Genomic DNA, 26,212 nt, shown 5'->3' on the forward strand with positions numbered 1-26,212 from the left:
TCTCGTTCTCCCATGGCGCTACCCCCTGCGGTAGTCCGCCGTGTCGATGTGCATGCGTTTCAGGATCTTCTGCAGGGTGAACCGTTCCACCCCGCTGAGGCGCGCGGCCTCGGAAATGTTGCCGTGGGTGTGCTCCAGCAGCCGGTGCACATAGCTGCGGGTGAACTCGTCCACGGCCACCTGCTTGGCGTCCTTGTAGGGTGAAAAGCCCGCTCCGCCCTCCGGTTCCGCGTCCGCGCCGTGCTCCATGCGGTGCACGAAGGCCCCCTCGATGCGCTCGCCGGGGCAGAACACGGCCATGCGCCGCACCAGATTCAGCAGTTCGCGCACGTTGCCCGGCCACGGGCGGCAGGAAAGGTAGGACAACGCCTCGTTGGAGAACTCCTTTTCCGGCACGCCCAACTCGTTGCACACCCGGAACAGGAAATGCGCGGCGATGTGGGGCACGTCCTCGATGCGCTCGCGCAGCGGGGGCACGATGATCGTCAGCACGTTGAGCCGGAAGTAGAGATCCTCGCGGAAGCTGCCGTCGGCGATCTTGGCTTCCAGATTGCGGTTGGTGGAGGCCAGAATGCGCACGTTGACCCGCTGGGCCTCGTTGGTGCCCACGGGACGCACCTCGCCCTCCTGGATCACCCGCAGCAGCTTGCTCTGCACCGAGGCCGGAATGTCCCCGATTTCGTCCAGCAGGATGGTGCCCTTGTCCGCGGCCATGAACAGGCCCTTGCGGTTTCTGTCCGCGCCGGTGAAGGCCCCCTTCACGTGGCCGAACAGTTCGCTTTCCAGCAGGGCGTCGGGAATGGCCGGACAGTTGACCATGATGAACGGGCCGTCGGCCCGCCGGCTCAGCGACTGCACGGCCCGGGCCACCAGTTCCTTGCCGGTGCCCGATTCGCCCCGGATGAGCACCGTGTAGTCGGATGCCGCCACCGCCGCGATGGACTTGCGCAGCCGCTGCATGGCCGGGCTTTTGCCGATGAGCATGGGGCCCAGGTCGCCATCGGCGGCCTTCTGGCGCAGGCGGCTGTTCTCGCGCAGCAGCACGCCGCGCTCCATGGCCTTGCCCACCACCCGGAACAGGTGTTCCTGGTCGATGGGCTTGGTCAGGAAGTCGTAGGCCCCCTGCTTCAGCGCGGCCACCGCCGTTTCCACCGAGCCGAAGGCGGTGAGCATGATCACCGTCAGCGAGGGGTCCTGGGCCAGGGCTTCCTTCATCAGGGTCTGGCCGGACAGGCCGGGCATGCGCAGGTCGGTGACCAGCACGGCGTAGTCGCCGTGGACCAGGGCGGAAAGGGCCTCCTCGCCGCTGCACCGCACGTCGAAGGTCCAGTCCGGAAACTGGGTGGACAGCAGGCGCGCCAGCCCCACGGCGAACACGCGCTCGTCGTCCACCACCAGCACGCTGCCGCAGCACGGGGTCGATGCGGGGCTCATGCGCGGTCTCCTTCGATGCGGGCGCAGGCGGCGTCGTCCCCGGCGGGCGCGTCTTGAGTTTCGGGTTCCTCGGGCGCTTCCGGCGCCACGGGCAGGGTGATGACGAAGGTGGCCCCCGGCGCGCCCGTCACTTCCACCATGCCGCCCAGGTCGCGCAGCAGTTCGTGCACCACGGTGAGGCCGAGGCCGGTGCCCTTGCCGATCTCCTTGGTGGTAAAGAACGGGTCGAAGATCTGGGACAGGTTTCCGGGCGGAATGCCGGGGCCGTTGTCGGCCACGGTCAGGCGCACGTAGCCGCCGCCACGGCCACGTCCGCTGTCGCCGGGGCCGTCGGCGTTCGCCCCGGCCTCCGCGGTTTTGGTCCGCACGCGGACGCGCCCCTTGCCGGGGGGCATGGCGTCGATGGCGTTGACCAGCAGGTTGGTCAGAATCTGCTCCAGCGAGGTGGTGTCCGCCGCCACGCGGGGCAGGCCCGGCGCGAGGTCCAGCTCGATGTCCGCGCCCGCGCTTTCCAGTTGCACGCGGAAGATCTGGGCCATGTCGCGCAGCACCGCGTTGAGGTCCGACGGCCCGGTCAGGGCGCGGTTGGCGCGGGCCAGCCCCAGCAGGTCCTGCAAGACCAGCCGGGCCTTCTGGGTGTGCTGCACGATGACCTCCAGGTCTTCCTGGGCCTGCGGGTCCTGCTGGGTCTTCTGCAACAGCTGGGCATAGCAGTTGATGACCCCCAGGGGGTTGTTGATCTCGTGGGCAAGGCCCGCGGCCAGCTGGCCCAGGGCGGCCAGCTTTTCGCTCTGCTGCATCTGGGCGCGCACGCGCTTCTCCAGCGTGGTGTCGCGCAGGTAGACCACGGCGCGGCCCATGTCGCCGCCGTCGCGCAGGGGGTACACGCTCACGGCCATGACGCGCGGCCCCGGCAGTTCCAGTTCCAGGTTCGATGGCTCGCGCCCGGCGATGGCCGCCGCGAGGCCGCCGTCGGCCAGGGCCTTTTCCGAGATGGAGCCCAGCCAGACGCCGATGCGCGCGCCGGGGCGCACCCCGTCCGCCAGCGCCCGCGCCGAGGTGTTGGCCAGCACCACCGTGCCGCCTTCCTCCACCAGCAGCACCGGGTCGGAAATGCCCTCGAAGATGAGTTCCAGCAGGCGGTTCTGGCGCAGCAGCGCGTCGATGGCGTCCAGGTTTTCGATGGCGATGCCCAGTTGCTGGCCCAGCGCCAGCAGCACTTCGGGCGTCAGGTCCGGGGTGCGGCCGTCCTCCCAGTACAGGGCCATGAGCCCCCGGCTGAAGTCCGAGGTGCTCACCGGCACGAACACCCGGCCCGGCTCCACCCGCACCTGGCGGGCGTTGACCACGTTCAGCCAGTCCTCGGGCATGCGGGCGGTGTCGTCGGGGCCGGGGGGAGTGGGCCAGGCGTACTGTTCGCGGCCCATGGGCGCGCACAGGTAGGTGGCCCGGCTGGCCCCGAAGCGCGCGGCGATGCGCGGCAGCGCGCCCCGCAGCAGTTCCGCGTGGCTCTGGCTGCAATTGAGGTCGCCCAGCAGGTCCACGAACAGCTCCACGTCGGTGCGGTGCTCGGCGGCTTCCAGGCTGAGGTCCTCGGTGCGTTCGCGCACCTTGTCCTCCAGGTTGGCGGCGTAGTCCTCCAGCTTCACGCGGGCCTCGCGCAGGTGCGTGGCGAACGCGCCGAAGGCTTCCATGAGCGAATTGATCTCGTCGCCCTCGTCCAGCCGGTTCAGGATGTTGCGGTCGCCGGGGCTCTGGAAGTTCTGGCGGAAGATGCCGGTCAGGCGGCGCAGGTTGGCCACCACCAGCCGGTTGAAGAAGATGACGATGAGCAGGAACACCCCGGCGGCGGCGGCGTAGAACGAACCGCCGAACAGGGTGATGGCCTCGCGCACCTGCTGCACGCTCCTGTCCACGGGCATGCCCACGAAGTCCATGCCCGCGAGATCCCCGTCCTTGTGGCCGAAGCCGCGCACGGCCCCGTAGCGCTCGATGAGCACGCGGGGGGCGTCGGCCGGGTCGCCGTGGCAGTACATGCAGTCGGCCTCGAAATACACCGGCCGGGCCAGGATGTAGTGCTCCACCCCGTCGATGACCCGGTAGCCGTGGAAGGTTCGGAGGTTCCTGTCGTCGCGGAAGCCCCGCAGCAGTTCGCGCTCCAGGTCGTTGACCTGCGAGGCGGGGTTGCGCGGCGTCACCGACACCCGGCGGTACAGGTACTGGTCGCGCTCGGCGTTCAGGTCCACGAACACCTTGCGGGTGACGAAGGACGTGCTCATGGCCTCCAGCAGAAAGTCCTCGTCCGGGATGTGCCCGCGCACCGAGGGGCGCAGGGTGTCGCGCACGTACTGCTGCAAGGACGAAACGTGCGAGAACACCAGTTCCGCCTTGGCCTCGGCCTCGATGTGCAGCATCTCGCGCAGGTGCAGGTTGAGCGAAAAGAGAAACACACCCCCCAGCAGCAGGAAGATGCATGCAAGGCCCAGAAGGAACTTGTGCTGGATCTTGCCGTGAAGGGGGTGCGACATGCGGTGTTCCGATGCCCCCGCCGCGCTCCGGCCCGACTTCCCGACTACCTGACGGGCGGACGCGGAGCGCGGCGGGAGGGGGGATGGCGGTTAGGCGGCGCCGTGGGCGGCGGGGAAGAAGACGGCGCTCACCCAGTAGAGCACCACCAGGGAAACCACCCCGATGGTCAGGCTCCAGGCGATGAGCTTCTTTTCCACGGGCAGAAGCGGCTCGTACTCCATCTTCTGGATTTCCTCGGCGATCTTGTTTTCTTCAAGCTGCATGGTCAAGCTCCTTGTGCGTATGCCGCGCCGGGCGCGGCGGCTTGCCGGAATTATTGAATATTAGGAAGCCACGGGCGGCATCACGCCATGGAAGAACAGCCACGAGATGAACAGGCCGATCCAGATGATGAACCCGAACAGGCACACCACGTACACGGCGGCCAGGCGGCCGATGCCTTCGGCCCACAGCTTCTTGAAGTTGGAGACGAGGCCGATGGTGAAGAAGGTCATCAGGAAGAACAGGCCGCGGAAGGTGTTGGTGCCCGCGATGGTGGCCTTGCCGAACTTCAGCAGTTCCGGCCCGCTGGCGCACAGGGCCAGCATGATCAGGAAGGTGATCACGTAGCCCAGCACGAAGCGGGGGAAGCGGTCGAGCACTTCGCTGAACTTCATGCGCTCGCCCGGCTTGCGGTCGATGAACGCGCTCCAGACCATGGCCAGGATGAACGACCAGATGCCGATGAACACGTCGATGAAGATCTTGATGGTGGTGGCGGCCATGGTGATCCAGCCTTCCTGGTACTGGATGCCGGTGTCGGCCACCAGCTTGGCGCGGATCAGGGCGTCGGTGATGGCGCCGGAGGCGATGGCGCCGCCGTCGCTCTTGACGGCCAGGCCCATCCAGGCCCCGGCCACCATGGGCTCGGACGACAGGCCCCACTGCGCCACGAAAGGCAGGATGAGCATTTCGATGCAGGTGAACACCACCACCAGCGACGACACCATGATGGGCACCACGGGGCGGGCGCGGGTGGCGCCGCCGGTGGCGATGGCCGCCGACACGCCGCAGATGGAGATGCCCGAGGCCAGCGGGGCCGACCATTCGCGGCTGAACTTGAAGTGCTTTCTGGCCACGTAGTACACGAGCGCCCAGTAGATCAGGTAGGCTTCGACGATGGCGCACAGGCCCCGGAAGATGACCGACGAAGCCAGGCCCAGGGCGTCCACGGCCTTCACGCCCAGTTCCGCGCCCAGGATGACGATGGCGATCTTGATGTACATTTCCGGGCGCAGGGCTTCCTTCAGCTCGGCCGCGAGGCCGGGGGTGAAGTTGCCGACGATGATGCCCAGCACCAGGGCGATGATGAAGCCCGCCTCGCCGGTCAGGCCCATGGCCCACGGAATGCCCAGCTTGGCCACCTGGTTGGGGGTGGCGGCGATGACGGCGTAGTGGCCCACGGCGTAGCAGCCAGCGCTGACGAAGAAGACCACGGTGAACGACTTGACGAACCGGGGCACGTCGCCGCCCAGGAACTTCACCCCCACGGACAGGAACACCGTGACGAAAAGATAGGTCAGCAGCAGGCAGACGTAGCCCGGCATGCCCTTGAAGGTGCCTGTGGCGGAACTGAAAATCTGGTCCGGGCTAACCCAGACGTTGGTCTTCACGCTCCAGCCCAGGGCGTCCACCCCGGCGAAGTTGAGCGTGCCCAGCAGGAAGAGGAACAGCCCCATGATCAGGGCCAGCTTGTCCTCGGTCAGCCAGCGCTTTTGTGCCATGTGAATCTCCTTGCGCAGTGTGGATACGGTGTCGTTCCGGCGGCCGACATGCGGCAGGGCCGCCGGCGGGAACCCGGAGCGGGGGAGCCCTCCCCCGCACGGGCCGCGCGCCGCCACATGAGCAAGATCGGGACCATGGCGATTTGTTGGGCAACATGCCGGATTTACAGGATACGACCCGCTCATCCACCCGCAAGACCGCCAACTCGGGAAGGCACCGCGCCTTGCGGAAAAGGCACGAAAACGACCGGGGCCGGGCACCGCCATCATGGCGGTGCCCGGCCCCGATTGCTTCGGGCCGAGGGCCCTTCTGCGCCGCTTCGCCGCCTTGGCATGCCGCGCCTGCCGGGGCCCGGAACTTGACGCGCACAACGATTGGGAGCAGAAAATACGGTAACTGGTATTGGGCCGTGTCCGGGAACGTGCCGATTTCCGGTATCTTTCCGGATGCATACCGCACCCGGCCTCCAACAAGAAGGAGCATGCACCCATGAAAGTCCGCGCGCAGATACCAACCGTCAAGAATGCAACCAATTTCAACATGGTGGCAGACAGCAAGACCGCCGTGGGGAGCACGCTGGAGAACCTCAAGGCCGCCATTGCCGGAGAAACCGGCGCGCACGCGAAGTACACGGCCTTTGCCAAGGCGGCCAGGGAGCAGGGCTATGCGCAGATCGCCCGCCTTTTCGAGGCCACGGCGGCAGCCGAACTGATCCATATCGGCCTGGAGTACGACCTGGTGGCCGAAATGGAACCCGGCTACCAGAAGCCCACGGTGGCCGCCCCCGCCGCCAAGGCATGCGACCTCAACCTCATTTCCGGGGCCAACGGCGAGATTTACGAGACGTCGGACATGTATCCGGCCTTCATCAAGAAGGCCCAGGAAGAAGGGAACGCGAAGGCCGTCCACGTGTTCACGCGGGCGAAGCTGGCCGAATCGGTCCACGCCGAACGCTATCTGGACGCCTACAACGACCTTGACGCGCCGGACGACGACAAGTTCTACCTGTGTCCCATCTGTGGATACATCCACAAGGGCGAAGAGTTCGAGAAGTGTCCGATCTGTTTCCGGCCCAAGGATACCTTCACGGCCTATTGAGCCGATGCGGCCACGGGTCCGGAACAGGGCGGGAAACGGGGCGACAGCCATCCCGAAACGGAAAAAGGGTTCCGCAGCGATGCGGAACCCTTATCCTTTCTGGTGGAGCTGAGGAGAATTGAACTCCTGACCTCTTGAATGCCATTCAAGCGCTCTCCCAACTGAGCTACAGCCCCAGGCGTGTTGGGACGCACGGCTTGGCCGGGCGCGGAGCAGACATTGCCCCAGCACACCGGGTTTGTCAACAATTGGCGTGGAAAACCCCCGCCCTGCCCTTGCGGGCCACGGCGGGGGTTTCGAGGCAGACAGGCGCGGCTACCAACCGTTCGGGCGCACTGCCCGGAGCGTTACGCCACCGGCTCGTAGAAGCAGCGCTTGGGCGAGTGGATCTTGCCTGCCTTCTTCAGGGCGTCGATGGCCTTGGAAACGTCCTTGGAGTCCACGGCGAGGGACTTGGCGATATCGCCGGGGCGCACGGGCTTGCCCGCTTCCTTCATGGCTTTCAGAACCTTGTCTTCCATGGGTGTGCTCCTTTGCAGTTAATCAGGAATAATTCCTGATAATAAAATGGCCGCCACTCGTCAACCCTTCCGGACACCGGCGCCACAATTTTCCGCCGGGCGCAAACCTTGCCGCCAGCATAGCGTGGCGTTGTTGAGGCTGTCATGCAAAACACCCAGGTTTTCCAAAAACCAGGGCGGTTGCGTAGTACGACATTCAGCTTCTTACCCGGCAACAGCAAGGGGTTTCCCGTTGGTATTCCCACTTTTTCTTGACATTATTCAAATGGTATTGAACAATCATCCAATGGAGACAAAAACAGCCACCACCATTTTTGAAGTCCTGACGTCCGAAGCCCGGCTTTCCATCTTCCGGCTGCTGGTCAAATACGCGCCGGGCGGTCTGGTCGCCGGGGAAATCGCCCGGATGCTGGACATCCCGAAAACCAACCTTTCCTTTCACCTGAAAACCATCGTCCACAGCGGGCTTGCCAGCATGGAGCGCGAAGGCCGCAACACGCGGTACAGGGCCAACATCCCCCTGATGCTGGAAACAATCGCCTACCTGACCACCGAATGCTGTTCCGGCGACCCTGACCAGTGCCAGGCCTACCGGGCCGAGAGCGGGATTGCGCCGGAATTTCTGCCGACCTGCTGTGACAGCAAGAAACCGTAACGTGGAGAACATGTTCATGAGCGCGCCCGACAAAAACCAGTCGAACGAACACGTCAGGGAAACCGTCCGCACGGGATACGCGGCCATTGCCACGGGACAGCGCTCCTGCTGCTGTTCCAGCCAGCGCAGCGGACATGCCGACCCCACCAGGCTGGCGAAAGCCATCGGCTATGACGCGGAAAGCCTTGCCAACCTGCCGGATGGCGCGAACATGGGGCTTTCCTGCGGCAACCCCGTCGCCATTGCGGCCTTGCTGGAAGGCCAGACCGTGCTTGACCTTGGCAGCGGCGGCGGCTTTGACGTGTTCCAGGCGGGCGAGAAGGTGAAAGCCTCCGGGCGGGTTATCGGCGTGGACATGACCCCGGAAATGCTTGCCAAGGCCCGCAAGAACATCGGGCACTACCGGCAGCGCACCGGCCTGGATAACGTCGAGTTTCGCCTTGGCGAGATCGAATATCTGCCTGTGCCGGATTCCAGCGTTGACGTGGTGCTTTCCAACTGCGTCATCAACCTTTCCCCGGACAAGCCCCAGGTCTGGCGCGAAGTCTTCCGCGCCCTGAAACCGGGCGGCAAGATATCCGTTTCCGACCTGGCCCTCCTGAAGCCCCTGCCGGATGACGTTCGGGAAATGGCGGCGGCTCTGGTGGGTTGCGTGGCCGGGGCGGTGCTGGTGGACGAAACCAGGGCCATGCTGGAAAAGACCGGCTTCACGTCCATCGTCCTGACGCCCAGGCCCGACTATGTGCGGAACATGCAGGACTGGAACGACCCCTTGTACAAGCAGGTCGCCGAAACCTTGCCCAAAGGCGAGGAAATAGCGGACTACGTTGTCAGCCTGTCCATTGAGGCCCGTAAATAGCGGCGCGCATGGACATCCTCTCCCGCCTCTTTTCGCCCCACGCCAGCCCTCCCCCCTCACTCCCCTTCCCACCCCGTTGACCGCCCCCCCATTGCACCGTACACCCTGTGCACGTGCGCCGCGCCCACCGCGCGCCTGCTCCGTGCCCGCCACACCACACGCCGGGCCGCCACACCGACCACCCAGGAGACGCCGCATGACCGCTTCCGCCAGCTCCATGGCCCGCACGCCCGTGGCCGATGCCCTTACCGCCCAGGCCCCCGTGGCCCACATCCGCATCTGCGGCTGGGTGCGCACCCGGCGCGACGCCAAGGGCTTCTCGTTCCTCGAAATCAACGACGGCTCGTGCCTCGCCAACATCCAGTGCATCGTGGACGAAGCCCTGCCCGATTACGCCGTGATCAAGGACGTGCACACCGGCGCCGCCGTGGACGTGCGCGGCGAACTGGTGGAATCGCCCGGCAAGGGCCAGAAGTGGGAAGTGCGCGCCGCCGCCCTGACCCTGCTGGGCGGGGCCGACGCGGAAGCCTATCCGTTGCAGAAGAAGCGCCATTCCGACGAATTCCTGCGCACCATCGCCCACCTGCGCGCGCGCACCAACAAGTTCGGCGCGGCCTTCCGCATCCGGTCGGAAGCGGCCTTCGCCATCCACGAATTCTTCCGCGAGCACGGCTTCTTCCACGTGCACACGCCCATCCTCACCGGCTCGGACTGCGAGGGCGCGGGCGAGATGTTCCGCGTCACCACCCTGCCGGTGGCGGGGGCTACGCTGCCGCCCTCGGGCAACCGCTTCGAGGCCGACTTCTTCGGCAAGGAATGCAATCTCACCGTGTCGGGCCAGCTGGAGGCCGAGGCGCTGGCCATGGGCCTGGGCAAGGTGTACACCTTCGGCCCCACCTTCCGCGCCGAGAACTCCAACACCGCCCGCCACGCGGCCGAATTCTGGATGATCGAGCCGGAATTCGCCTTCGCGGACCTGAACGACAACATGGACCTGGCCGAGGCCATGACCCGCACCGTGGTCACCCGCGTGCTGGAACGCTGCGCCGCCGACATCGAACTGTTCGACCGCTTCGTGGACAACGGGCTCATCGACCGGCTGCGCACCATCGCGGGCCAGCCCTTCGCCCGGGTGCCCTACCGCGAGGCCATCGAACTGCTGCAAGCCTCCGGCAGGAAGTTCGACTACCCCGTGTCCTTCGGGCTGGACCTCCAGACCGAGCACGAGCGCTTCCTGGCCGAGGAACACTTCGGCAAGCCCGTCATCGTGTACAACTACCCGAAATCCATCAAGGCGTTCTACATGCGCTGCAACGATGACAACGAGACCGTGGCCGCCATGGACGTGCTGGTGCCGCGCATCGGCGAACTGATCGGCGGCAGCCAGCGCGAGGAACGGCTGGACGTGCTGGAGGCGCGCATCCGCGAGATGAACCAGAACCCCGAGGACTACTGGTGGTACCTGGACCTGCGGCGCTTCGGCTCCGTGCCGCACGCGGGCTTCGGACTGGGCTTCGAACGGCTGTTGATGCTGCTGACCGGCATCGCCAACATCCGCGATGTGGTGCCGTTTCCGCGTACGCCCGGCAATCTCGAATTCTAAACTTCCTCAAAAAAATCTCACGCGCGCGGCGCGGGGACAACCCTGCGCCGCGTTTTCCTTTTCCGCGCCCGGCCCGATGCCCGGAAGCCCTGCACTGACGCCATTTTTCCCGCACCCCCATTGCCGTACCCGCGCCCGCGCGGTATGGTAAAGCCAAGTCCGTTCGCCCGGCCCAGCGTGCCGCCGCGTTGCCGCGCGCCGTCATGCCGCCGGACGCCCAACAGGGGCGGACAGGGGGAATACATGATCAAGCCTTCACGCATTCTGCTGGCCATCGACGGAACCCAGGGATCATTCCGCGCGGCGCGCCACGCCGCCCTCATCGCCAACCTCACCGGAGCGGAGGTCATCCTTCTGCACTGCGCCGACCCGCATCCCTCGCTGGCCCTGCCCTTTCCGGCGGGCGGAGCCGGAGCCATGCCGGAGTACGCCGCGTGCCCGGCGTCATCCGCCCACGAGCGGATGGGCCCCGCGCGCGACATCCTTCAGGACCATCAGGTACGGTACATGGAGCACACCGTGGAAGGACCGGCAGCCGAAACCATCCTGGGCGTGGCCCAGCGCGAGTGCTGCGACCTCATCGTCATGGGACGCCACGGCACCGGCAACGCCGGCGAACCGGACGTGGGCCGCACCGCCGAGCACGTGGTGCGCGCCGCGCCCTGCACGGTGATGGTGGCGTCCTAGACCGAACCCCGGCATGCCCGCCGCCAACTCCTTTTCCCGGCCCCGAACGACGCGACCGCCGCTCCCCCCAAGGGGAACGGCGGTCGCACCGCGTGGCGGCCCCTGCGGGCCGTGTCGCTCGTCCTAACGCCCCTTGCGCAACTGGCGGATGCGTGTGTCCACCACCATCTCATTGGGGTACGCCTCGCGGATGGATTCGAACATGGCCAAGGCCTCGGCGGTCCTGCCCTGCTGTTCCAGCGCGTCGCCCAGCAGGAACCCGGCCAGCGCCTTCAAATCCTTGTCCGCGCCGGGCATGGCCAGGATCTGCCGCGCCAGGTCCGCCCCGCGCGCGTAGTGTTCCATGGACATCTGCATGTCGGCCAGATCATACAAACATTCCGCGCGCCGGGCCTCCGCCGCCTTCAGTTGCAGGCATTGGTGCAGCACGTCCTCCGCAATGCCGAACTCGCGCCGCGAGGCGTGGATGCGCGCCAGACGCCGGTGCGTCCGGGCGTTCTCGTCGCCCGGCAGGTCCGGCACCTCCATCAGCTTGCGCCACACGTCCGCCGCCCGGTCCCAGCGCCGGGCCGTCTCCAGCAGTCCGCCCAGCCGCACCAGAACCTCGCGCGCCTTGTCGCCGTCCATGCCGAACTCAAGGTACATGGCCTCCAGAAGTTCCATGGCCGCCTTGTCGTCGCCCCGCACGTCCAGGGTGATCTGCACCAGGCGCTGCCACGCCTCCCAACGCTCCTCCCCCTCCGGATTCAGGCGCAGGTACCGCTCCAGCAACTTTTCCGCCTCGCCGTAGCGCCGCTCCACCGCCGCCTTGCGCGCGTCCGCCATGTCGTCCGGCGGCGCCGCCTTCTCGCAAGCAGTGAGGAAAAAAATGGGAAATATGAGCAAAGGCAGAATCACGGAGAGGGAGAACCTTTTGAAAAAGGTTCTCCCTCTCCGTACCCACGCTCTGCGGTCGCCATCCGTAACACTCGCGCTGTGCGCTCGTGTAACGGCTGCCGCTCCCTCTCCCAAACTTTTTGATTGGGGGGTAGCCAAGGGCGTTGCCCGGAACTCAACAGCACTGGTCATGGGCACACCTTCAATGGGGGACGATACTGAAGCCTATTAAAAAGTTTTGAAGGGAGTGGAGGGGGTACGGGGGAGAGGAAGGAAACTTTTCCAAAAGTTTCCTTCCTCTCCCCCGATTCGTTTCCTCTTCCCTTCCCGGCTACTCTTCCCCGTCCACCACTTCGCGTTCGTCGATGCGATCGAAGCCGACCACGAGCGCGCCTTCGTCCAGGCGCACGAGGCGCACGCCCTGGGTGGCGCGGCCCACGCTGCGCACGTCGTCGAGGCCCATGCGCAGGATCTTGTTGGTGGAGGTGAGCAGCACGAGGGCGTCGTCGTCGCGCACGGGCATGGCACCGATGACCTCGCCGGTCTTGGGGGTGACCTTGAAGTTCTTGACCCCCACGCCACCACGCGACTGCACGCGGTACAGGTCGGCCTTGGTGCGCTTGCCAAAGCCGTTGGCGGACACGGACATGATCATGGAGGTGGTGTCTTCCTCCGCCAGGATGACGCAGGCCACCACGCGGTCCTTGCCGCGCAGGGCGATGCCCTTGACCCCGGTGGCGCTGCGGCCCATGGGGCGCACGTCCTCGCACTGGAAGCGGATGGCCATGCCGTCGCCGGTGGTGAGCACGATGTGGCAATGTTCGTCCACCTCGCGCACCATGATCAGCTCGTCGTCGGGGCGCAGGCCCACGGCGATGAGGCCGGTCTTGCGGCACTTGGCGTACAGCGATGCGCTGGAGCGCTTGACCATGCCGCGCCGGGTCACGAACAGGAAGTACCGGTCCTCGGCGAACTCGCGCACGGTGAGCACGTTGGTGACCAGTTCGTCCTTGTCCAGCTGGACCAGGTTGGCGATGTGCACGCCTTTGGCCGTGCGGCTGCCCTCGGGCACGCGGTGCACCTTGATCTGGTGCATGCGGCCGTGGTTGGTGAACAGCAGCAGGTACTGGTGGTTGGTGGTGGTCAGGAAGTCCTGCACGAAGTCGTCTTCCGAGGTGTGCACCCCGGCGATGCCCTTCCCGCCCCGGCGCTGCTGCTGGTAGTTGTCCAGCGTGGTGCGCTTGATGTAGCCGCGGCGCGACAGGGTGATGACCACGTCCTCGTCGGGGATGAGGTCCTCGATGTCGATGCCGTCCAGCTCTTCTTCCAGCACTTCGGTGCGGCGCTTGGTGGCGAAGGTGTCGCGCAGTTCGCTGATTTCCTCGCGGATGACCGAGCGCAGCACCTCGGGGTTTTCCAGCACCGACTTGAAGAACTCGATCTTCTTGAGCAGCTCGTTGTATTCCTCGACCAACTTCTCGTGTTCGAGGTTGGTCAGGCGCTGCAAGCGCATGTCCAGGATGGCCTGGGCCTGCGCCTCGGACAGGTCGAAGCGGCCCATCAAGGCGTCCTTGGCGTCCTGCGGCGTCTTGGACGCGCGGATCAGGGCGACGACCTCGTCGATGTTGTCGAGGGCGATGCGCAGGCCTTCCAGGATGTGGGCGCGCGCCTCGGCCTTGCGCAGGTCGTACCGGGTGCGGCGGATGATCACCTCGCGCCGGTGCTCGAGGAAGATTTCCAGCGCCTGCTTCAGGTTCAGCAGCTGCGGGCGGTTGCCCACCACGGCCAGCATGTTGATGCCGAACGAGGTTTCCAGCGGCGTGTACTTGTACAGCGCGTTGACCACGATGTCCGGAATGGTGCCGCGCTTGAGGTCGACGACCACCCGGATGCCCTTGCGGTCCGATTCGTCTCGCAGGTCGGCCACGCCGTCGATCTTGCGCTCGTTGACCAGCGCCGCGATCTTCTCCACCAGGCTCGACTTGTTCAGCGCGAAGGGGATTTCCCGAATGACGATGGCTTGCAGGCCCTTCTTGCGCTCTTCTATCTCCACCCGGCCGCGCACCTTCACGGTGCCGCGCCCGGTGGTGTAGGCGTCGTACAGGCCCTGCCCGGCGTACACGAAGCCCGACGTGGGGAAGTCCGGACCCTTCACGTGGTCCATCAGGTCTTCCACGGTGCAGCCCGGCTCGTCCACGATATGCAGCAGAGCCCCGCACAGTTCGCCCAGGTTGTGGGGCGGAATGTTGGTGGCCATGCCCACCGCGATGCCCGACGAACCGTTCAGCAAGAGGTTCGGCACCTTGGTAGGCAGCACCGAAGGTTCGAGCAGGGTGTTGTCGTAGTTGGGCCGGAAGTCCACGGTCTCCTTGTCGATGTCGGCAAGGAATTCGCCCGCCAGGCGGGACATGCGCACTTCGGTGTAGCGCATGGCCGCCGCGGCGTCGCCGTCGATGGAGCCGAAGTTGCCTTGCCCGTCCACCAGCGGGTCGCGCATGGAGAAATCCTGCGCCATGCGGACCAGGGCGTCGTACACGGCGGAGTCGCCGTGCGGGTGGTACTTACCGATGACGTCGCCGACCACGCGCGCCGACTTCTTGGGCGGGCGGGTGTAGCCGTTGCCCAGCTCGTGCTGGGCGAACATGATGCGCCGGTGCACCGGCTTCAGGCCGTCGCGCGCATCCGGGATGGCGCGGCCGATGATCACGCTCAGGGAGTACTCGAGGTACGACTTCCTGAGCTCCTTTTCTATGCTGACCTGTTGCGACACTGGTTTGCCTCGCTTCTCGATGGACGGTTGCCGTTGCGGCTATGCCCGGAGAGAACAGATTTTTATACGCCTCCGGCGGACAGGGGGCTGTCGCGCGCTGCGATCGCCATCCGTAAGGTTCGCGCTACGCGCTCACCTAACGGCTGCCGTCCCCTGCACTCCCCATACAAGGGGTCAAGGGGGCGCGGCCCCCTTGCGGGGTGCGGGGCAGCGCCCCGCATTCCCCATAGGCAACTTCCCCTAGATATCCAGTTCCTGCACGGACAGGGCGTTGCGCTCGATGAACTCGCGGCGGGGCTCCACGCGGTCGCCCATGAGTTGTTCGAAGGCTTCGCTGGCTTCTTCGGCGTCGTCCACGTTGACGCGCAGCAGGGTGCGGTTTTCCGGGTTCATGGTGGTGACCCACAGCTGTTCCGGGTTCATTTCGCCCAGGCCCTTGTAGCGCTGGATGTTGATGCCCTTGCGGGCCTCGTCCAGCACGATGCGGAACAGGTCGAAGATGTCCTCGGCTTCGGTGGTTTCGCCCTTGCGGTCCACGGAGCAGCGCAGGCTGCCGCAGCGGGTGCGGATATCGGCCAGGGCATCCCAGGCCTGGCGGTACATCTTGGAATGGAAGAACTCGGCGCCCACGCGGGTGCGGTGGCCGTTGGCGTCCTCGAAGACCACGAAGGTGCGGCTGCCCTCGTCGGCTTCCTCGTGCTCGGCGGACACTGAGTAGCCCCGGTCGGCCAGCCACTGGCGCAGGCCGTTGGGGTCTTCTTCGGTGAACCACTGGGGTTCGATGCGGGTTTGGTACTCGATGAAGGCCAGGAACAGTTCGCGGGCGATGCCGATGTTCTCCACGTCGGACACCTTGCCGGACACCAGTTCAATGGCCTTCATGAGCGAGACGATATCCGGCCCGGTGAAGGCGCAGCCCGATTCGGTGCGGATGGTGATGTCGTTGCTGATGCGTTCCAGCAGGAAGGCGTTGAGTTCGGGGTCGTCCTTGATGAACTTTTCGAAGCGGCTGCTGTGCACCCGGTACAGAGGCGGCTGGGCGATGTACAGGTGGCCGCGGTCGATAAGCTCTTGGTACTGCCGGAAGAAGAAGGTCAGCAGCAGGGTGCGGATGTGCGCGCCGTCCACGTCGGCGTCGGTCATGATGACCACCTTGTGGTAGCGCAGCTTGTCGTAGTCGGTGTCATCCTCGCCGATGCCCGCGCCCATGGCGGTGATGAGGGCCTTCACTTCCTTATTGGCCAGCATCTTGTCGAAGCGGGTGCGCTCGGTGTTCAGGATCTTGCCGCGCAGCGGCAGGATGGCCTGGGTGGAGGGGTCGCGGCCCTGCTTGGCCGAACCGCCTGCGGAGTCGCCTTCCACGATGAACAGTTCCGATTCTGCGGGGTCCTTGGACTGGCAGTCGGCCAGCTTGCCGGGCAGCGAGTTGTCGGACAGCGCGCCCTTGCGGCGCACCAGTTCCTTGGCCCGGCGGGCGGCGTCGCGGGCGCGGGCGGCGTCCACGGCCTTGTCGATGATCAGGCGGGCGTCCTTGGGGTTCTCGCCGAAGTGCACGTTCAGTTTGTCGTACACGATGCCGGCCACCAAGCCCGCGATTTCGCTGTTGCCGAGCTTGGTCTTGGTCTGGCCCTCGAACTGGGGCTGCGGCAGCTTCACCGAGACCACAGACGTCAGGCCTTCGCGCACGTCGTCGCCGGACAGGGCGGTGCCCTTCAGCTTCTTGGTCAGGTCGGGCTGGCTCTTGATGTAGCCGTTGATGGCGCGGGTGAGGGCGGTCTTGAACCCGGCCAGGTGCGTGCCGCCTTCCTTGGTGCGGATGTTGTTGGCGAAGGTGAGCACGTTTTCCTTGTACCCCGCGTTGTATTGCAGGGCGAAGTCCACGGTCACACCGTCGGTCATGCCTTCCCCGTCGATGATGGGGTGGATGCCGCTCTCGCCGGAGTTCAGGTCCTTCACGAACTGGCGGATGCCGCCGTCGGCGCGGAACACGTGGGTTTCCGCGCTGCGCTCGTCGGTGAACTCGATTTCCAGGCCCTTGTTCAGGTAGGCCAGCTCTTCGAAGCGCTTGCGCAGCGTTTCGTACGAGAACTGCAACGTCTCGAAGATCTCCTCGTCGGGCTTGAAGTGCACCGTGGTTCCGTGGTTGGCCGATTCGCCAAGGAATTCCAGCGCGCCCTGCGCCGCGCCGCGCGCGAAACGCATGCGGTGGCGCTTGCCGTCACGGCGCACGGTCACTTCCAGCCATTCCGACAGCGCATTGACGCAGCTCACGCCCACGCCGTGCAGGCCGCCCGACACCTTGTAGGCGTTGTTGTCGAACTTGCCGCCCGCGTGCAGCTTGGTCATGACGACCTCGACCGCGGGCTTGCCCTCCTTGGGGTGCAGGTCGACCGGAATGCCGCGCCCGTTGTCGCTGACGGTCACGCTGTTGTCGAGGTGCAGCTTGACCACGATGCGCGAGCAATACCCGGCCATGGCCTCGTCGATGGAGTTGTCCACCACCTCGTACACAAGGTGATGCAGGCCCCGCGCATCGGTGGACCCGATGTACATGGCGGGGCGCTTGCGGACAGCGGCAAGACCCTCGAGGATCGTGATGCTGTCCGCGGTATAGGTCTGTCCCGTGGGAGTGGTCATCTTTGGGATCGTCTCCAACTTGTGGATGTTCTAACCGTGCGGCGCGCCATTTTTTTCAGCCTCCGGCGGGCAGGGGCTGCCGCCCCTGCACCCCATTCTCTAGTGAACTTGTCTCACAAATGAGACACTAGGGGCGCACGAATACTCCTCGCATCCGGCACGGCACGTCATAAACTCCATTTGCAGGGTGCAGGGGCGGCAGCCCCTGCCCGCCGGAGGCGTAAAAAAACGTAAACCCCTTCCTCCGACGGCCTGCGAAGATACCAAAGCGGCGCTGCGCGCTACACTTCCTCTTCGCTGTAATACGTCTCTTCCACGATCTTCATGGGCATGATGATCACGGTGTACTCGCTGTCGTCGGGGCCGGTGATGCCGCAGGGGCCTTCGCTGCCGGTCAGGGTCAGGGCCAGGCGTTCGGAGCGGTAGTGGCCCATGATCTCGATGAGGTTGCGGGTGGGGAAGGCTATCTTCTTGATGTCGCCGCTGTAGGCGCCTTCCAGGGTTTCGGTGGCCGAGCCCACGTCCTGCCCTTGGGCGGAGAGCATCACTTCGCCCGCGCCGCCGTTGCCGTTCAGGTCGAAGTAGGTGCAGCGGTTGGAATCGGTGTTGAAGATCAGCAGGCGGTCCAGGGCGTCCATGGCGTCCTTGCGGGGCAGTTCCAGCCTGGACACGGAATCGGCGGACAGCTTGGCCAGGAAGTTCATGTAGTCGGGGTACTGGTAGTACGACAGCGGCAGGCTGAAGGTTTCCTTGCCGTCGCCGGTGCGGAAGTGCAGGCGCTTTTCGGAAATGTTCAGTTCCACCTCGTCGGTGCCCAGCCACTTCTTGAGTTCGCCCAGATACTTCTTCTGAATCAGGATGCCTTCGGGCGGCAGCAGGGCCATGAGTTCGTCATGGGTGAAGCGCAGCATGGCGAACTGGTGTCCGTTCAGGCCGCAGGCCTCGATGGCGTTCTGCGCGCCGGGCTTCAGGGACAGGCAGGCGATGGCCTCCACCGCGTCCTCGTCGCTGATGCAGAAGGCGATGCGCTCGATGAGTTCCTGCAGGTAGTCGCCGGACCACATCACCGAGCCGTCGGCCGGGAATTCCGAGAAGTTCTGAAACCACACCGGGTCGTTGACCGGCAGCTTGTACTTACGGCGGCCCTGCTCGATGAGCAGGTTGCCGCTCTCGCCGTCCAGCTTGAGGGTGATCTGGCCGCCGGGCAGCTTGCGGAGCAGGTCCACGAAGGCGCGGCCCTGCACGCCCGCCAGGCCGGGCTGTTCGATGTCGGCGGCGTAGGCTCCCCGGAACTCGATGTTCGAGTCGGTGGCCAGCACGCTGAGCGAACCGTTCTCGGCCTTCAGCCAGATGGAGCGCAGGTAGGCCGCGCCCGTCTTGGCGGGGATGATGCTGGCGGCCTTCTGCAGGCCTTCGATGACATCTTCCTTCTGGATTCTCAGAAACATATCTGGATCTCCTGTTGTAGTAGCAGGGCCTGTGTCCAAGTGCACAACCTGTTCAACATGCGGAAATGAATTGAAATTTCCGGGAACATCACAATGCACCGCGTGGGAACCGAAGGAACAGCCGAAAGGGGGCGAGGGCTCATTCGGCCCGAGTTAGGCACTTTCGTTTGAGGTCGGTCACCAGAAGTTGCATATCTTTGTCACTCTGCTGCAATTGTTTGATTTTTCGCACGGCGTACATGGCGGTGGAATGGTCCTTGCCGCCGAACACCCGGCCCAGCGCCGGAAAGGAACTGCCCAGCAGTTCGCGGCACAGGAACATGGCCACCTGGCGCGCCTGCACGATGTTCTTCTGGCGCTTGTCGCCCACGATGTCGCGGGCGGGGATGCCGAACTGCTCCGCCGTGGCGGCGATGACCGCCTGGGGCGTGAGGCTGGTGCCCTTGCCGCCGTCGGTGTGCCGCAGGATCTGCTCCAGTTCGCGGTCCTGGATGTCGCGGTTGATCAGCTGGCGGTAGGCGCCGACCTTGATCAGGATGCCCTGGAGGTGGCGGAACTCGCGGAACCGCTGGGCCAGGGTCAGGGAGTGTTCCTTGGAAAGCTGGATGTTGCGCGAGCGGCTCTGCTGCTGGATGAACTTCAGCCGCACGTCCAGGTCCGGTTCGCGCAGTTCCACGATCAGCCCCCATTCCAGCCGGGAGCGCAGCTTGGGTGCCAGAAAGTCCAGGTCGGTCAGCTTGCCGGAACAGGCGAAGACCATCTGCTTGCCCTTGTCGTGAAAGTGGTCGAAGGCGAAGGTCAGCTCGTCCTGCAGAAAGGGCAGGTCGCGCAGCCGTTGCAGGTCGTCCACCACCAGCACTTCGTGGGCGCACAGGCGGCTGCGGGCCTGCTGGCGTTCCTGCGCTGCGGCCGGGCCGGACGCGGAAAGGCCGGGAAAGCGGGTGCCCAGTTCGTCCACTGCGCCGCAGAAGATGGCGTTTTCGTCGCGCGACCGGCTCAGTTCGTTGGCGATGGCGCGAAGAAGGTGCGTCTTGCCGTTGCCGCTGCCGCCGCAGACCACGAAGGGGTTGTACACCCGGTCGCTGGAATCGCGGCCGTCGCGGGCCACTTCCTTGGCCGAGGCCACGGGAAACTGGTTCTTGCGGTTGTTCAGGAAGCTGTCGAAGGTGAACCGGGGGCCGAAGGGATAGTCCAGCTGGCGCGCCGCCCGGACGGCCGGGGCCGCCTGGGCCGAACCGCCGTTGCCCGAGGTGTAGTGCAGCACGTAGCCGTCGCCCAGGAACTCGCGCAGCCGTGATTCGAAGGTCACCTGCGCCGTGGCCGAAAACCACTGGGCGAAGAACGGGTGCGGAAACTGGACGGCCAGCCGCTTGTCGTCCTTGCTCAGGGTGATGGCCAGCGGGTCGTACCACTGGCGCAGATCCTGCTCCTGGCAGGTCTGCTGGAGGTGTTGGCGCAGGGCTTTCTTCAGCACGGGCGGTGGATCGGTCCTGTGTGGAACCCGGCGGACCGGGCTTGCGGGTACGGGAATGCGGGCCGCCGGCGGCGCGTGCCGTCCCCCTCGCATGCCCGTGTGCGCGGGAGCGATGGATGACGGCGGATTGCCGTGGCCCAAGTGCGCATCATTATCATATTCATCGAACCGGAACAAGGCCGGGCGCTTCACCGGACGCGGCGGGGCCGTGGAGGCGCACGCCCGGCGCGGGGCGAGGGGCCTTGCGCGAGGGACGGACGCCGTGCGCTTTCGCGCGGGATCGGCGCGAACCGGAGCAGAACCGACTCGGGGCATGCCGGATTTGCCGCGCCACGCCCCCGCAGAAGCCCGTTGTGCTCGGTTTCGCATCCCGGTCCGGGTTGGTCCGGTTTCGCACCGCAGGCGCCGTTTGTGCAACCATGTGCAGAATCCGTCGGCCGTCTGGACAATTCCCCACGGCGCGGCTAGGGTTGGCCGGTCCCTTGCGGCTGGACCCGCCCGTCCCCTGAGGGCGCGCCCCCATTGCCTTCCGTGCCGTGCGCGCGGCAAGGCGCCCCTTGGGCGCCCCAGTGGCCGCCCCGGCATCCCCGGCGCGCGCCACCCATCACCGGCCACCCCGGTTCCCCGTGTCGAAGGGGCAATCCGGTGGACCGGACCCGCACGGCGCGGGGCCACCCCATCACCGAAGCGCAGACCGCCCGACCCCATCCACGCGCCGTGGCCGCCAGTTTCGATTGGTTCCGGTCGGCTCCCGGGTCTGCCCCATCGCACGAGGTTTCATGCAGTTGCCTTCCGCCAAGCGTTCCGGAATCGTCCTGCTGGTCATTCTGTTGCTGGTCGCCGCGCCATTCGTGTTGCGGCGCGGGCAGCAGGCCACCGAAACATCCGCCGAAACCACGGCGGCGGACTGCAACGCCACCATGCCGGGCGGGCAGCTGCCCCCGGAACTGCGCGCGGACGGCGGCCCGGACGGGCAGGCCGACGGGCAGCCCGAGGTGGTGCAGGGGGTTGTCTCCTCCGGGGACACGGCGGCCAAGATATTGCAAGAATGGCTGTCCTCGGTGGACGTGCACACCATGGTCACCGCGTGCGAGAAGGTCTATTCGCTGGCCAAGCTGCGCGCCGGGCAGCCGTACACCGTGGTGGCCAACGCCAGCGTGGGCGGCATCGAGCGTTTCGAGTACGAGATCGACAACTCGCAAAAGCTCATCGTCAGCAAGACCGACGATTCCTTCGCCGCCAGGGTGGAGCCCATCACGTACGACGTGGACGTGGTCCGCGTCGAGGGCGTCATCGAGTCCAACCTGTTCCAGTCCGTGGCCGACGCGGGCGAATCGCCCACCCTGGCCATCCGCCTGGCGGATATCTTCGGTTGGGAGGTGGACTTCATCCGCGACATCCGCGAGGGCGACAGCTTCACCGTGCTGGTGGAAAAGCGCTTCCGCGAGGGCGAATTCAAGGGCTACGGGCGGGTGCTGGCCGCCATCTTCACCAATCAGGACCAGACCCACCGCGCCTACCTGTTCCACGACGACCTGGGCTTTCCGCAGTACTACAATCCGGAGGGCGCTTCCATGCGCCGTTCCTTCCTGAAGGCCCCGCTGTCGTTCACCCGCATCTCCAGCGGGTACACCATGACCCGCAAGCACCCCATCTTCCGCGACGTGCGGCCGCACCAGGGCGTGGACTACGCCGCGCCCACCGGCACCCCGGTCAAGGCCGTGGGCAACGGGGTGGTGTCCTCCGCCGGGTGGGGCAACGGGTACGGCAACCTGATCATCCTGCGCCACGCCAACGGCTACGAAAGCTACTACGGGCACCTTTCCGGCTTCGCGCGGGGGGTGCGCAAGGGCGCCACGGTGAAGCAGGGCGACGTCATCGGCTACGTGGGCGCCACGGGCTGGGCCACCGGCCCGCACCTGGACTTCCGCCTGAAGAAGGACGGCAAGTTCATCAACCCCACCAAGAACATCAGCCCCCGCGCGGAACCCGTGGCCCGCAAGCTGCTGCCCGACTTCCGCCGCCAGATGGACGCCATCCGCCCCTATCTGGACGGTGACGGCGACTTGGCCACGCTGGATGTGCAGAACCTGCCCAACATCTAGAAATCACAATAATAATTTCGATATGGCGCGCCGTTCCCCAAGGGGGGCGGTGCGCTTTTGCGTGCGTGCGACGGGCAAGCCGTCGGCAAGCCACCGATGGGTGCCGGTGCGGTCAGGGGGATGTGGGGCCAGCCGGAATGGCTGTTCGCTGTGTGCGTTTCGCGTGAAACATGGTGAAATAAAATGATATATTATGAACGTAGACCCGGTGCGACCGTCACCGCCGATGGCATGTGCCTTTCACGCGCGCGGAGGGGGCAGGTCCGGAAGGTGACATCTGGTGTGCGCAAGCATGTAACCATGCTGAAATGACTGGATATGATTACGAACATCCGCACGGGTGAGGGGTGCGCCAACGGAAAAGGGGAGGGGACACCCGACGGTGTCCCCTCCCCTCTCGGGAGCGGTACGTTGCGGCGCGGCTATTCGAAGCGGCTCACGCCGGTGATGACCACCATGTCCGCCGGGGCGTCGGTGTGGATGCCCTGGGGCTTGGTCTTCAGCTTCTGGATCTTGTCCACGGTGTCCATGCCCTCGATGACCTGGCCGAACACGCAGTAGCCCCAGCCTTCGGCGGTTTCTTCGGTGTGGTCCAGGTCGGGGTTGTCCACGGTGTTGATGAAGAACTGGGCCGCGGCACTGTGCGGGTCGGCCGTGCGGGCCATGGCGATGGCGCCGCGCAGGTTCTTGAGGCCGTTGTTGGCCTCGTTGCGCACCGGGGTGTTGGTTGGCTTTTCTTCCATGCGCACGGAAAGGCCGCCGCCCTGAATCATGAAGTCCTTGATGACCCGGTGGAAGATGGTGTTCTTGTAGAAGCCCGAATCCACGTAGCCCAGAAAGTTGGCTACGGTGGCCGGGGCCTTTTCGGCGTCGAGTTCGATGAGGATATCGCCGGAAGAGGTCTCCAGCAGAATGACGGGGTTGCTCATGGGTGTCTCCTGACGGGAAATGTTCCCCCTCTTTGCCGGGAAGCCGCGCGAAACGCAAGGGCCGGGCGGCGGGGGGGAGCGTGGGGCATGCCGCGGGGGCGCGCGGCCGTGGCCTTATCCCTTGCCTGTGTTGTTCCGCATGGCTACACCATGCTATGGTTCCGGCAGCATCCGGCGTACCGCGTCCGCGCGCCTTCCGGACAGCCCGCGCCCCACAACGCAGCACCCAAAGGAGTCCCCCATGAAGCCCGACGTATCGAACTCCTCCGTATCGAACGCCTCCGGCAAGGATATCGCCGACCGCGACTGGTTCATCCCCGAGGACGGGCGCACGCAGCTGACCCAGCTGTTCGCCAAGCTGCCGAATCCCGTGGTGCTCGACGTGTTCACCGACGGCGACGCAAAGAACGCCTTCAACGACTACACCCGCCGCTTCGCCGAAGACCTTTCGCTGATCATCGACAAGATTTCCATGCGCCACCACGCGCTGGATTCCGAAGAGGCCAGGCGGCTGGACGTCACCCTGTCGCCCACCATGTTCGTGGGCACTGGCGAAGCGGCCCCGGCGCTGGACTACCGCATCCGCTTCACCGGCGCGCCGCTGGGCGAGGAAGGCCGGGCGCTGGTGGAATCCATCTTTCTGGTTTCGCTGCGCCAGTCGGGCCTGACGGAAACCTCGCGGCGCATCCTGTCCGAACTGAAGGAGCCGCGCAGGCCTCGGGTGTTCACCTCGCCGGGGTGCCCGTACTGCCCCGGCCAGTTCATGCACGCGGCCAAGTGCGCCATCGAGCGGCCCGGCCTGGTGGAGGCGGAGTGCGTCAATTCCGACGAGTTCCCCGACCTGTCCCGGAAGTACGGCGTCGGCTCGGTGCCGCACACCCAGTACGACGACACGCACAAGGCCATCGGGCTGTTGCCCGAGGAGCGCTTCGTCCTGGAAATGGTTACCCTGAAGAGCGCGGAAGAACTGATGCGCGAGCACGGCATGGAACCCGGCCACGAGCATGGCGCGCTGGGCATCGACCCCGATGGACTGGACGTGGTGGAGGCCGACCTGGTGGTGCTGGGCGCCGGTCCGGCGGGCCTTTCCGCCGCCATCTACGCCGAGCGCAGCGGCATGAAGACCGTGGTGCTGGACAAGGCCGTGGTGGGCGGGCAGGTGACCGTCACCCCGGTGGTGGAGAACTACCCCGGCTTCACCGACATCGCCGGGCTGAAGCTGGTGGAGGTGCTTTCCGCCCACGCCCGCCAGTACGCCACCGTGCGCGAGAACGAGGCCGTGCACGAAATCAAGATCGGCAAGCTCATCGAGGTGTACACCAGCCGGGCCGTGTACCTGTGCAAGGCGCTGGTGTTCGCCACCGGGGCGCAATGGCGCAAGCTGGACGCGCCCGGCGAGGGCCGCTTTTACGGCCGGGGGGTGTCGTACTGCGCCTCGTGCGACGGGTTCATGTACCGGGGCAAGCGGGTGGCCATGATCGGTGGGGGAAATTCCGCCCTCACCGACGCACTGCACCTGAAGAACCTGGGCGCGGACGTGACCGTCATCCACCGCCGCGACGGCTTCAGGGCCGAGAAGGCCCTGCAGGATTCGCTGGAACGCGAGGGTATTCCGGTGATCTGGGATACCGTGGTGGAGGAGATTCTGGGCGACACCGTGGCCCCGGTGGATGGTGGCGAGGGGCAGGGTGGGAAGGAAGGAAAGGACGGGAAGGGCGCGGCCCCCGGAACCGCCCCGGCCCAGGCGGACACCGGCGTGGTGCGGGGCATCCGCGCGCGCAACGTGAAGACCGATGCAGTCAGCGAGATTCCGTTCGACGGGGTGTTCGTGGCCATCGGGCACATTCCCAATTCCGAACAGGCCGCGGAGCTTGGCGTGGTGCTGGAAAAGGACGGCTCCATCAAGGTGGACCGCCACATGCGCACCAACATCCCGCGCATCTACGCGGCGGGCGACGTGACCGGCGGGGTGCGCCAGATCGTCACCGCCGTGGGCAGCGGGGCCACTGCCGCGCTGGCCGCGTTCGAGGATACCCAGAATCCGTACTGGAGGAAGAAGGGGGAGTAGGAGGGACGGCGTGACCTGTTAGGTACGGCTTCTACGTAGACAGTTCTGCCCTGTTGACCACGCCCGATTTCGTTATGCCTTCGGCGAGCAGGGGGTGTTGTAACGAACACCCCCTGCACCCCCGCGTTCCAGGGGGGCTTCGCCGCCCCTGGACCCCCAACGCATCCTGCACCGCATTCCTCGCCGGGCAGCTTCCCTCGGCCAAAGCGCCTTCGGGCGATCTGCCCGGCGGAATGCGATGTGCGCGGGGCTCTCGCCGGCTTGGCCGGGGCAAGCTTGCCTCTATCCCCATGTTGTTTGCGGCGCGCATCCGCGACGTCGAAGCTTCCGCCTCGCAAAGCCTCGGCGGTGATCTTCGGCTGCGGCTGCGTATCGCCGCACGAAGGTTGCCCACGCCAATTGGTTTCAATACCAACAGCACTTCCGGAGTTCAGGCCGTTCAACGGAAAAGCGGCGTGCGAAAAAGCGTGTGCCGCCGGGCTTTGACGGCGGCACATGCGTCGCAACGGGGGCGGGGGTAAGGGTAACCCTAAGTGCGATGGCGTCGGCGGGAGATTGGCGCACATCGCATTCCCGCCGCCAGATCACCCGAAGGCCCTTTGGCCGAGGGAAGCTGGCGGCGTAGGAATGCGGTGCAGGATGCGTTGGGGGTCCAGGGGCGGCGAAGCCCCCCTGGAGCGCGGGGATGCAAGGGGCCATCGCTTAATGGCCCCTTGCCCGCCGGGGGCATAACGAAATCAAGGGTAATCAACAGG

General features: G+C 65.8%; 18 protein-coding genes and 1 tRNA gene. 7 read left to right on the forward strand and 12 right to left on the reverse strand.

What is annotated here, in order from left to right; translation table 11 throughout:
- Nucleotides 1-18 precede the first annotated feature (18 nt).
- From ACR4XJ_RS13650 to ACR4XJ_RS13665, 4 genes are all read right to left on the reverse strand, one after another.
- Nucleotides 19-1,434, reverse strand: a complete 1,416-nt coding sequence (locus ACR4XJ_RS13650; RefSeq protein ID WP_434755716.1) for a sigma-54-dependent transcriptional regulator — start codon at nucleotides 1,432-1,434, stop codon at nucleotides 19-21.
- Nucleotides 1,431-3,962, reverse strand: coding sequence for a c-type heme family protein (locus tag ACR4XJ_RS13655; RefSeq protein ID WP_434755717.1), 2,532 nt, complete (start codon nucleotides 3,960-3,962; stop codon nucleotides 1,431-1,433). Before ACR4XJ_RS13655 ends, ACR4XJ_RS13650 begins: the two co-directional genes overlap by 4 nt.
- A gap of 90 nt (nucleotides 3,963-4,052) precedes the next feature.
- A complete protein-coding gene (locus ACR4XJ_RS13660) occupies nucleotides 4,053-4,226 on the reverse strand; it encodes a hypothetical protein (RefSeq protein WP_007525437.1) in 174 nt (57 codons plus the stop codon).
- Between the two features lie 60 nt (nucleotides 4,227-4,286).
- Nucleotides 4,287-5,726, reverse strand: coding sequence for a putative sulfate exporter family transporter (locus ACR4XJ_RS13665; RefSeq protein WP_434755718.1), 1,440 nt, complete (start codon nucleotides 5,724-5,726; stop codon nucleotides 4,287-4,289).
- A gap of 490 nt (nucleotides 5,727-6,216) precedes the next feature.
- Between ACR4XJ_RS13665 and ngr the strand changes: the two genes are divergently transcribed.
- Nucleotides 6,217-6,825 carry a nigerythrin gene (gene ngr / locus ACR4XJ_RS13670; protein ID WP_434755719.1) on the forward strand — a complete coding sequence of 203 codons (609 nt, stop codon included), beginning with the start codon at nucleotides 6,217-6,219 and terminating at the stop codon, nucleotides 6,823-6,825.
- Nucleotides 6,826-6,925: 100 nt separating this feature from the next.
- Here the strand turns inward: ngr and ACR4XJ_RS13675 are convergent.
- Both ACR4XJ_RS13675 and ACR4XJ_RS13680 read right to left on the reverse strand, forming a co-directional pair.
- Nucleotides 6,926-7,001, reverse strand: a tRNA-Ala gene (locus ACR4XJ_RS13675).
- Between the two features lie 171 nt (nucleotides 7,002-7,172).
- Nucleotides 7,173-7,346, reverse strand: coding sequence for a transcriptional regulator (locus ACR4XJ_RS13680; protein WP_333505587.1), 174 nt, complete (start codon nucleotides 7,344-7,346; stop codon nucleotides 7,173-7,175).
- A 232-nt stretch (nucleotides 7,347-7,578) separates the two neighbouring features.
- On the opposite strand from ACR4XJ_RS13680, the gene ACR4XJ_RS13685 reads away from it, so the two are divergent.
- The 4 genes from ACR4XJ_RS13685 (at nucleotide 7,579) to ACR4XJ_RS13700 (ending at nucleotide 11,150) form a co-directional block, all read left to right on the forward strand.
- Nucleotides 7,579-8,001 (forward strand): ArsR/SmtB family transcription factor, encoded by a 423-nt coding sequence (locus ACR4XJ_RS13685; RefSeq protein WP_434755720.1) that lies wholly within the window; start codon nucleotides 7,579-7,581, stop codon nucleotides 7,999-8,001.
- Between the two features lie 16 nt (nucleotides 8,002-8,017).
- Complete coding sequence (gene arsM / locus ACR4XJ_RS13690; RefSeq protein ID WP_434755721.1) at nucleotides 8,018-8,860, forward strand: arsenite methyltransferase; 843 nt, start codon at nucleotides 8,018-8,020, stop codon at nucleotides 8,858-8,860.
- A gap of 217 nt (nucleotides 8,861-9,077) precedes the next feature.
- Complete coding sequence (gene asnS / locus ACR4XJ_RS13695; protein WP_434755774.1) at nucleotides 9,078-10,463, forward strand: asparagine--tRNA ligase; 1,386 nt, start codon at nucleotides 9,078-9,080, stop codon at nucleotides 10,461-10,463.
- Nucleotides 10,464-10,706: 243 nt separating this feature from the next.
- On the forward strand, nucleotides 10,707-11,150 hold the full coding sequence (locus ACR4XJ_RS13700) for a universal stress protein (RefSeq protein WP_434755722.1): 444 nt from the start codon (nucleotides 10,707-10,709) through the stop codon (nucleotides 11,148-11,150).
- 123 nt (nucleotides 11,151-11,273) lie between these two features.
- Here ACR4XJ_RS13700 and ACR4XJ_RS13705 read toward each other — a convergent pair whose 3' ends face one another.
- From ACR4XJ_RS13705 to ACR4XJ_RS13725, 5 genes are all read right to left on the reverse strand, one after another.
- Nucleotides 11,274-11,975, reverse strand: a complete 702-nt coding sequence (locus ACR4XJ_RS13705; RefSeq protein WP_434755723.1) for a tetratricopeptide repeat protein — start codon at nucleotides 11,973-11,975, stop codon at nucleotides 11,274-11,276.
- A gap of 382 nt (nucleotides 11,976-12,357) precedes the next feature.
- A complete protein-coding gene (gene gyrA, locus ACR4XJ_RS13710) occupies nucleotides 12,358-14,796 on the reverse strand; it encodes a DNA gyrase subunit A (RefSeq protein WP_434755724.1) in 2,439 nt (812 codons plus the stop codon).
- Nucleotides 14,797-15,036: 240 nt separating this feature from the next.
- Nucleotides 15,037-17,433: a DNA topoisomerase (ATP-hydrolyzing) subunit B gene (gene gyrB, locus ACR4XJ_RS13715; protein ID WP_434755725.1), complete on the reverse strand. Its 2,397-nt coding sequence runs from the start codon at nucleotides 17,431-17,433 to the stop codon at nucleotides 15,037-15,039.
- Nucleotides 17,434-17,714: 281 nt separating this feature from the next.
- On the reverse strand, nucleotides 17,715-18,881 hold the full coding sequence (gene dnaN, locus ACR4XJ_RS13720; protein WP_333505594.1) for a DNA polymerase III subunit beta: 1,167 nt from the start codon (nucleotides 18,879-18,881) through the stop codon (nucleotides 17,715-17,717).
- A gap of 139 nt (nucleotides 18,882-19,020) precedes the next feature.
- Complete coding sequence (locus tag ACR4XJ_RS13725) at nucleotides 19,021-20,355, reverse strand: DnaA ATPase domain-containing protein (RefSeq protein WP_333505595.1); 1,335 nt, start codon at nucleotides 20,353-20,355, stop codon at nucleotides 19,021-19,023.
- 779 nt (nucleotides 20,356-21,134) lie between these two features.
- Here ACR4XJ_RS13725 and ACR4XJ_RS13730 point away from each other — a divergent pair.
- A complete protein-coding gene (locus tag ACR4XJ_RS13730) occupies nucleotides 21,135-22,460 on the forward strand; it encodes a peptidoglycan DD-metalloendopeptidase family protein (RefSeq protein WP_434755726.1) in 1,326 nt (441 codons plus the stop codon).
- 422 nt (nucleotides 22,461-22,882) lie between these two features.
- On the opposite strand, the gene ACR4XJ_RS13735 is transcribed toward ACR4XJ_RS13730, so the two are convergent.
- Nucleotides 22,883-23,389, reverse strand: a complete 507-nt coding sequence (locus ACR4XJ_RS13735; RefSeq protein WP_434755727.1) for a peptidylprolyl isomerase — start codon at nucleotides 23,387-23,389, stop codon at nucleotides 22,883-22,885.
- Between the two features lie 241 nt (nucleotides 23,390-23,630).
- On the opposite strand from ACR4XJ_RS13735, the gene ACR4XJ_RS13740 reads away from it, so the two are divergent.
- Complete coding sequence (locus tag ACR4XJ_RS13740) at nucleotides 23,631-25,457, forward strand: FAD-dependent oxidoreductase (protein ID WP_434755728.1); 1,827 nt, start codon at nucleotides 23,631-23,633, stop codon at nucleotides 25,455-25,457.
- Nucleotides 25,458-26,212: the final 755 nt, after the last annotated feature.

This window comes from Nitratidesulfovibrio sp. D1 (genome assembly GCF_051133415.1).
Taxonomy (GTDB): Bacteria; Desulfobacterota; Desulfovibrionia; order Desulfovibrionales; family Desulfovibrionaceae; genus Cupidesulfovibrio.

What these genes read in the sequence shown, in the direction of transcription:
- ACR4XJ_RS13680 (WP_333505587.1), bottom strand. Translation starts at nt 7,346, where the DNA reads ATGGAAGACAAGGTTCTGAAAGCCATGAAGGAAGCGGGCAAGCCCGTG.
- dnaN (WP_333505594.1), bottom strand. Translation starts at nt 18,881, where the DNA reads ATGTTTCTGAGAATCCAGAAGGAAGATGTCATCGAAGGCCTGCAGAAG.
- arsM (WP_434755721.1), top strand. Translation starts at nt 8,018, where the DNA reads ATGAGCGCGCCCGACAAAAACCAGTCGAACGAACACGTCAGGGAAACC.
- ngr (WP_434755719.1), top strand. Translation starts at nt 6,217, where the DNA reads ATGAAAGTCCGCGCGCAGATACCAACCGTCAAGAATGCAACCAATTTC.
- ACR4XJ_RS13735 (WP_434755727.1), bottom strand. Translation starts at nt 23,389, where the DNA reads ATGAGCAACCCCGTCATTCTGCTGGAGACCTCTTCCGGCGATATCCTC.
- gyrB (WP_434755725.1), bottom strand. Translation starts at nt 17,433, where the DNA reads ATGACCACTCCCACGGGACAGACCTATACCGCGGACAGCATCACGATC.
- ACR4XJ_RS13705 (WP_434755723.1), bottom strand. Translation starts at nt 11,975, where the DNA reads ATGGCGGACGCGCGCAAGGCGGCGGTGGAGCGGCGCTACGGCGAGGCG.
- ACR4XJ_RS13730 (WP_434755726.1), top strand. Translation starts at nt 21,135, where the DNA reads ATGCAGTTGCCTTCCGCCAAGCGTTCCGGAATCGTCCTGCTGGTCATT.
- ACR4XJ_RS13655 (WP_434755717.1), bottom strand. Translation starts at nt 3,962, where the DNA reads ATGTCGCACCCCCTTCACGGCAAGATCCAGCACAAGTTCCTTCTGGGC.
- ACR4XJ_RS13650 (WP_434755716.1), bottom strand. Translation starts at nt 1,434, where the DNA reads ATGAGCCCCGCATCGACCCCGTGCTGCGGCAGCGTGCTGGTGGTGGAC.
- asnS (WP_434755774.1), top strand. Translation starts at nt 9,078, where the DNA reads ATGGCCCGCACGCCCGTGGCCGATGCCCTTACCGCCCAGGCCCCCGTG.
- ACR4XJ_RS13700 (WP_434755722.1), top strand. Translation starts at nt 10,707, where the DNA reads ATGATCAAGCCTTCACGCATTCTGCTGGCCATCGACGGAACCCAGGGA.
- ACR4XJ_RS13660 (WP_007525437.1), bottom strand. Translation starts at nt 4,226, where the DNA reads ATGCAGCTTGAAGAAAACAAGATCGCCGAGGAAATCCAGAAGATGGAG.
- ACR4XJ_RS13740 (WP_434755728.1), top strand. Translation starts at nt 23,631, where the DNA reads ATGAAGCCCGACGTATCGAACTCCTCCGTATCGAACGCCTCCGGCAAG.
- ACR4XJ_RS13665 (WP_434755718.1), bottom strand. Translation starts at nt 5,726, where the DNA reads ATGGCACAAAAGCGCTGGCTGACCGAGGACAAGCTGGCCCTGATCATG.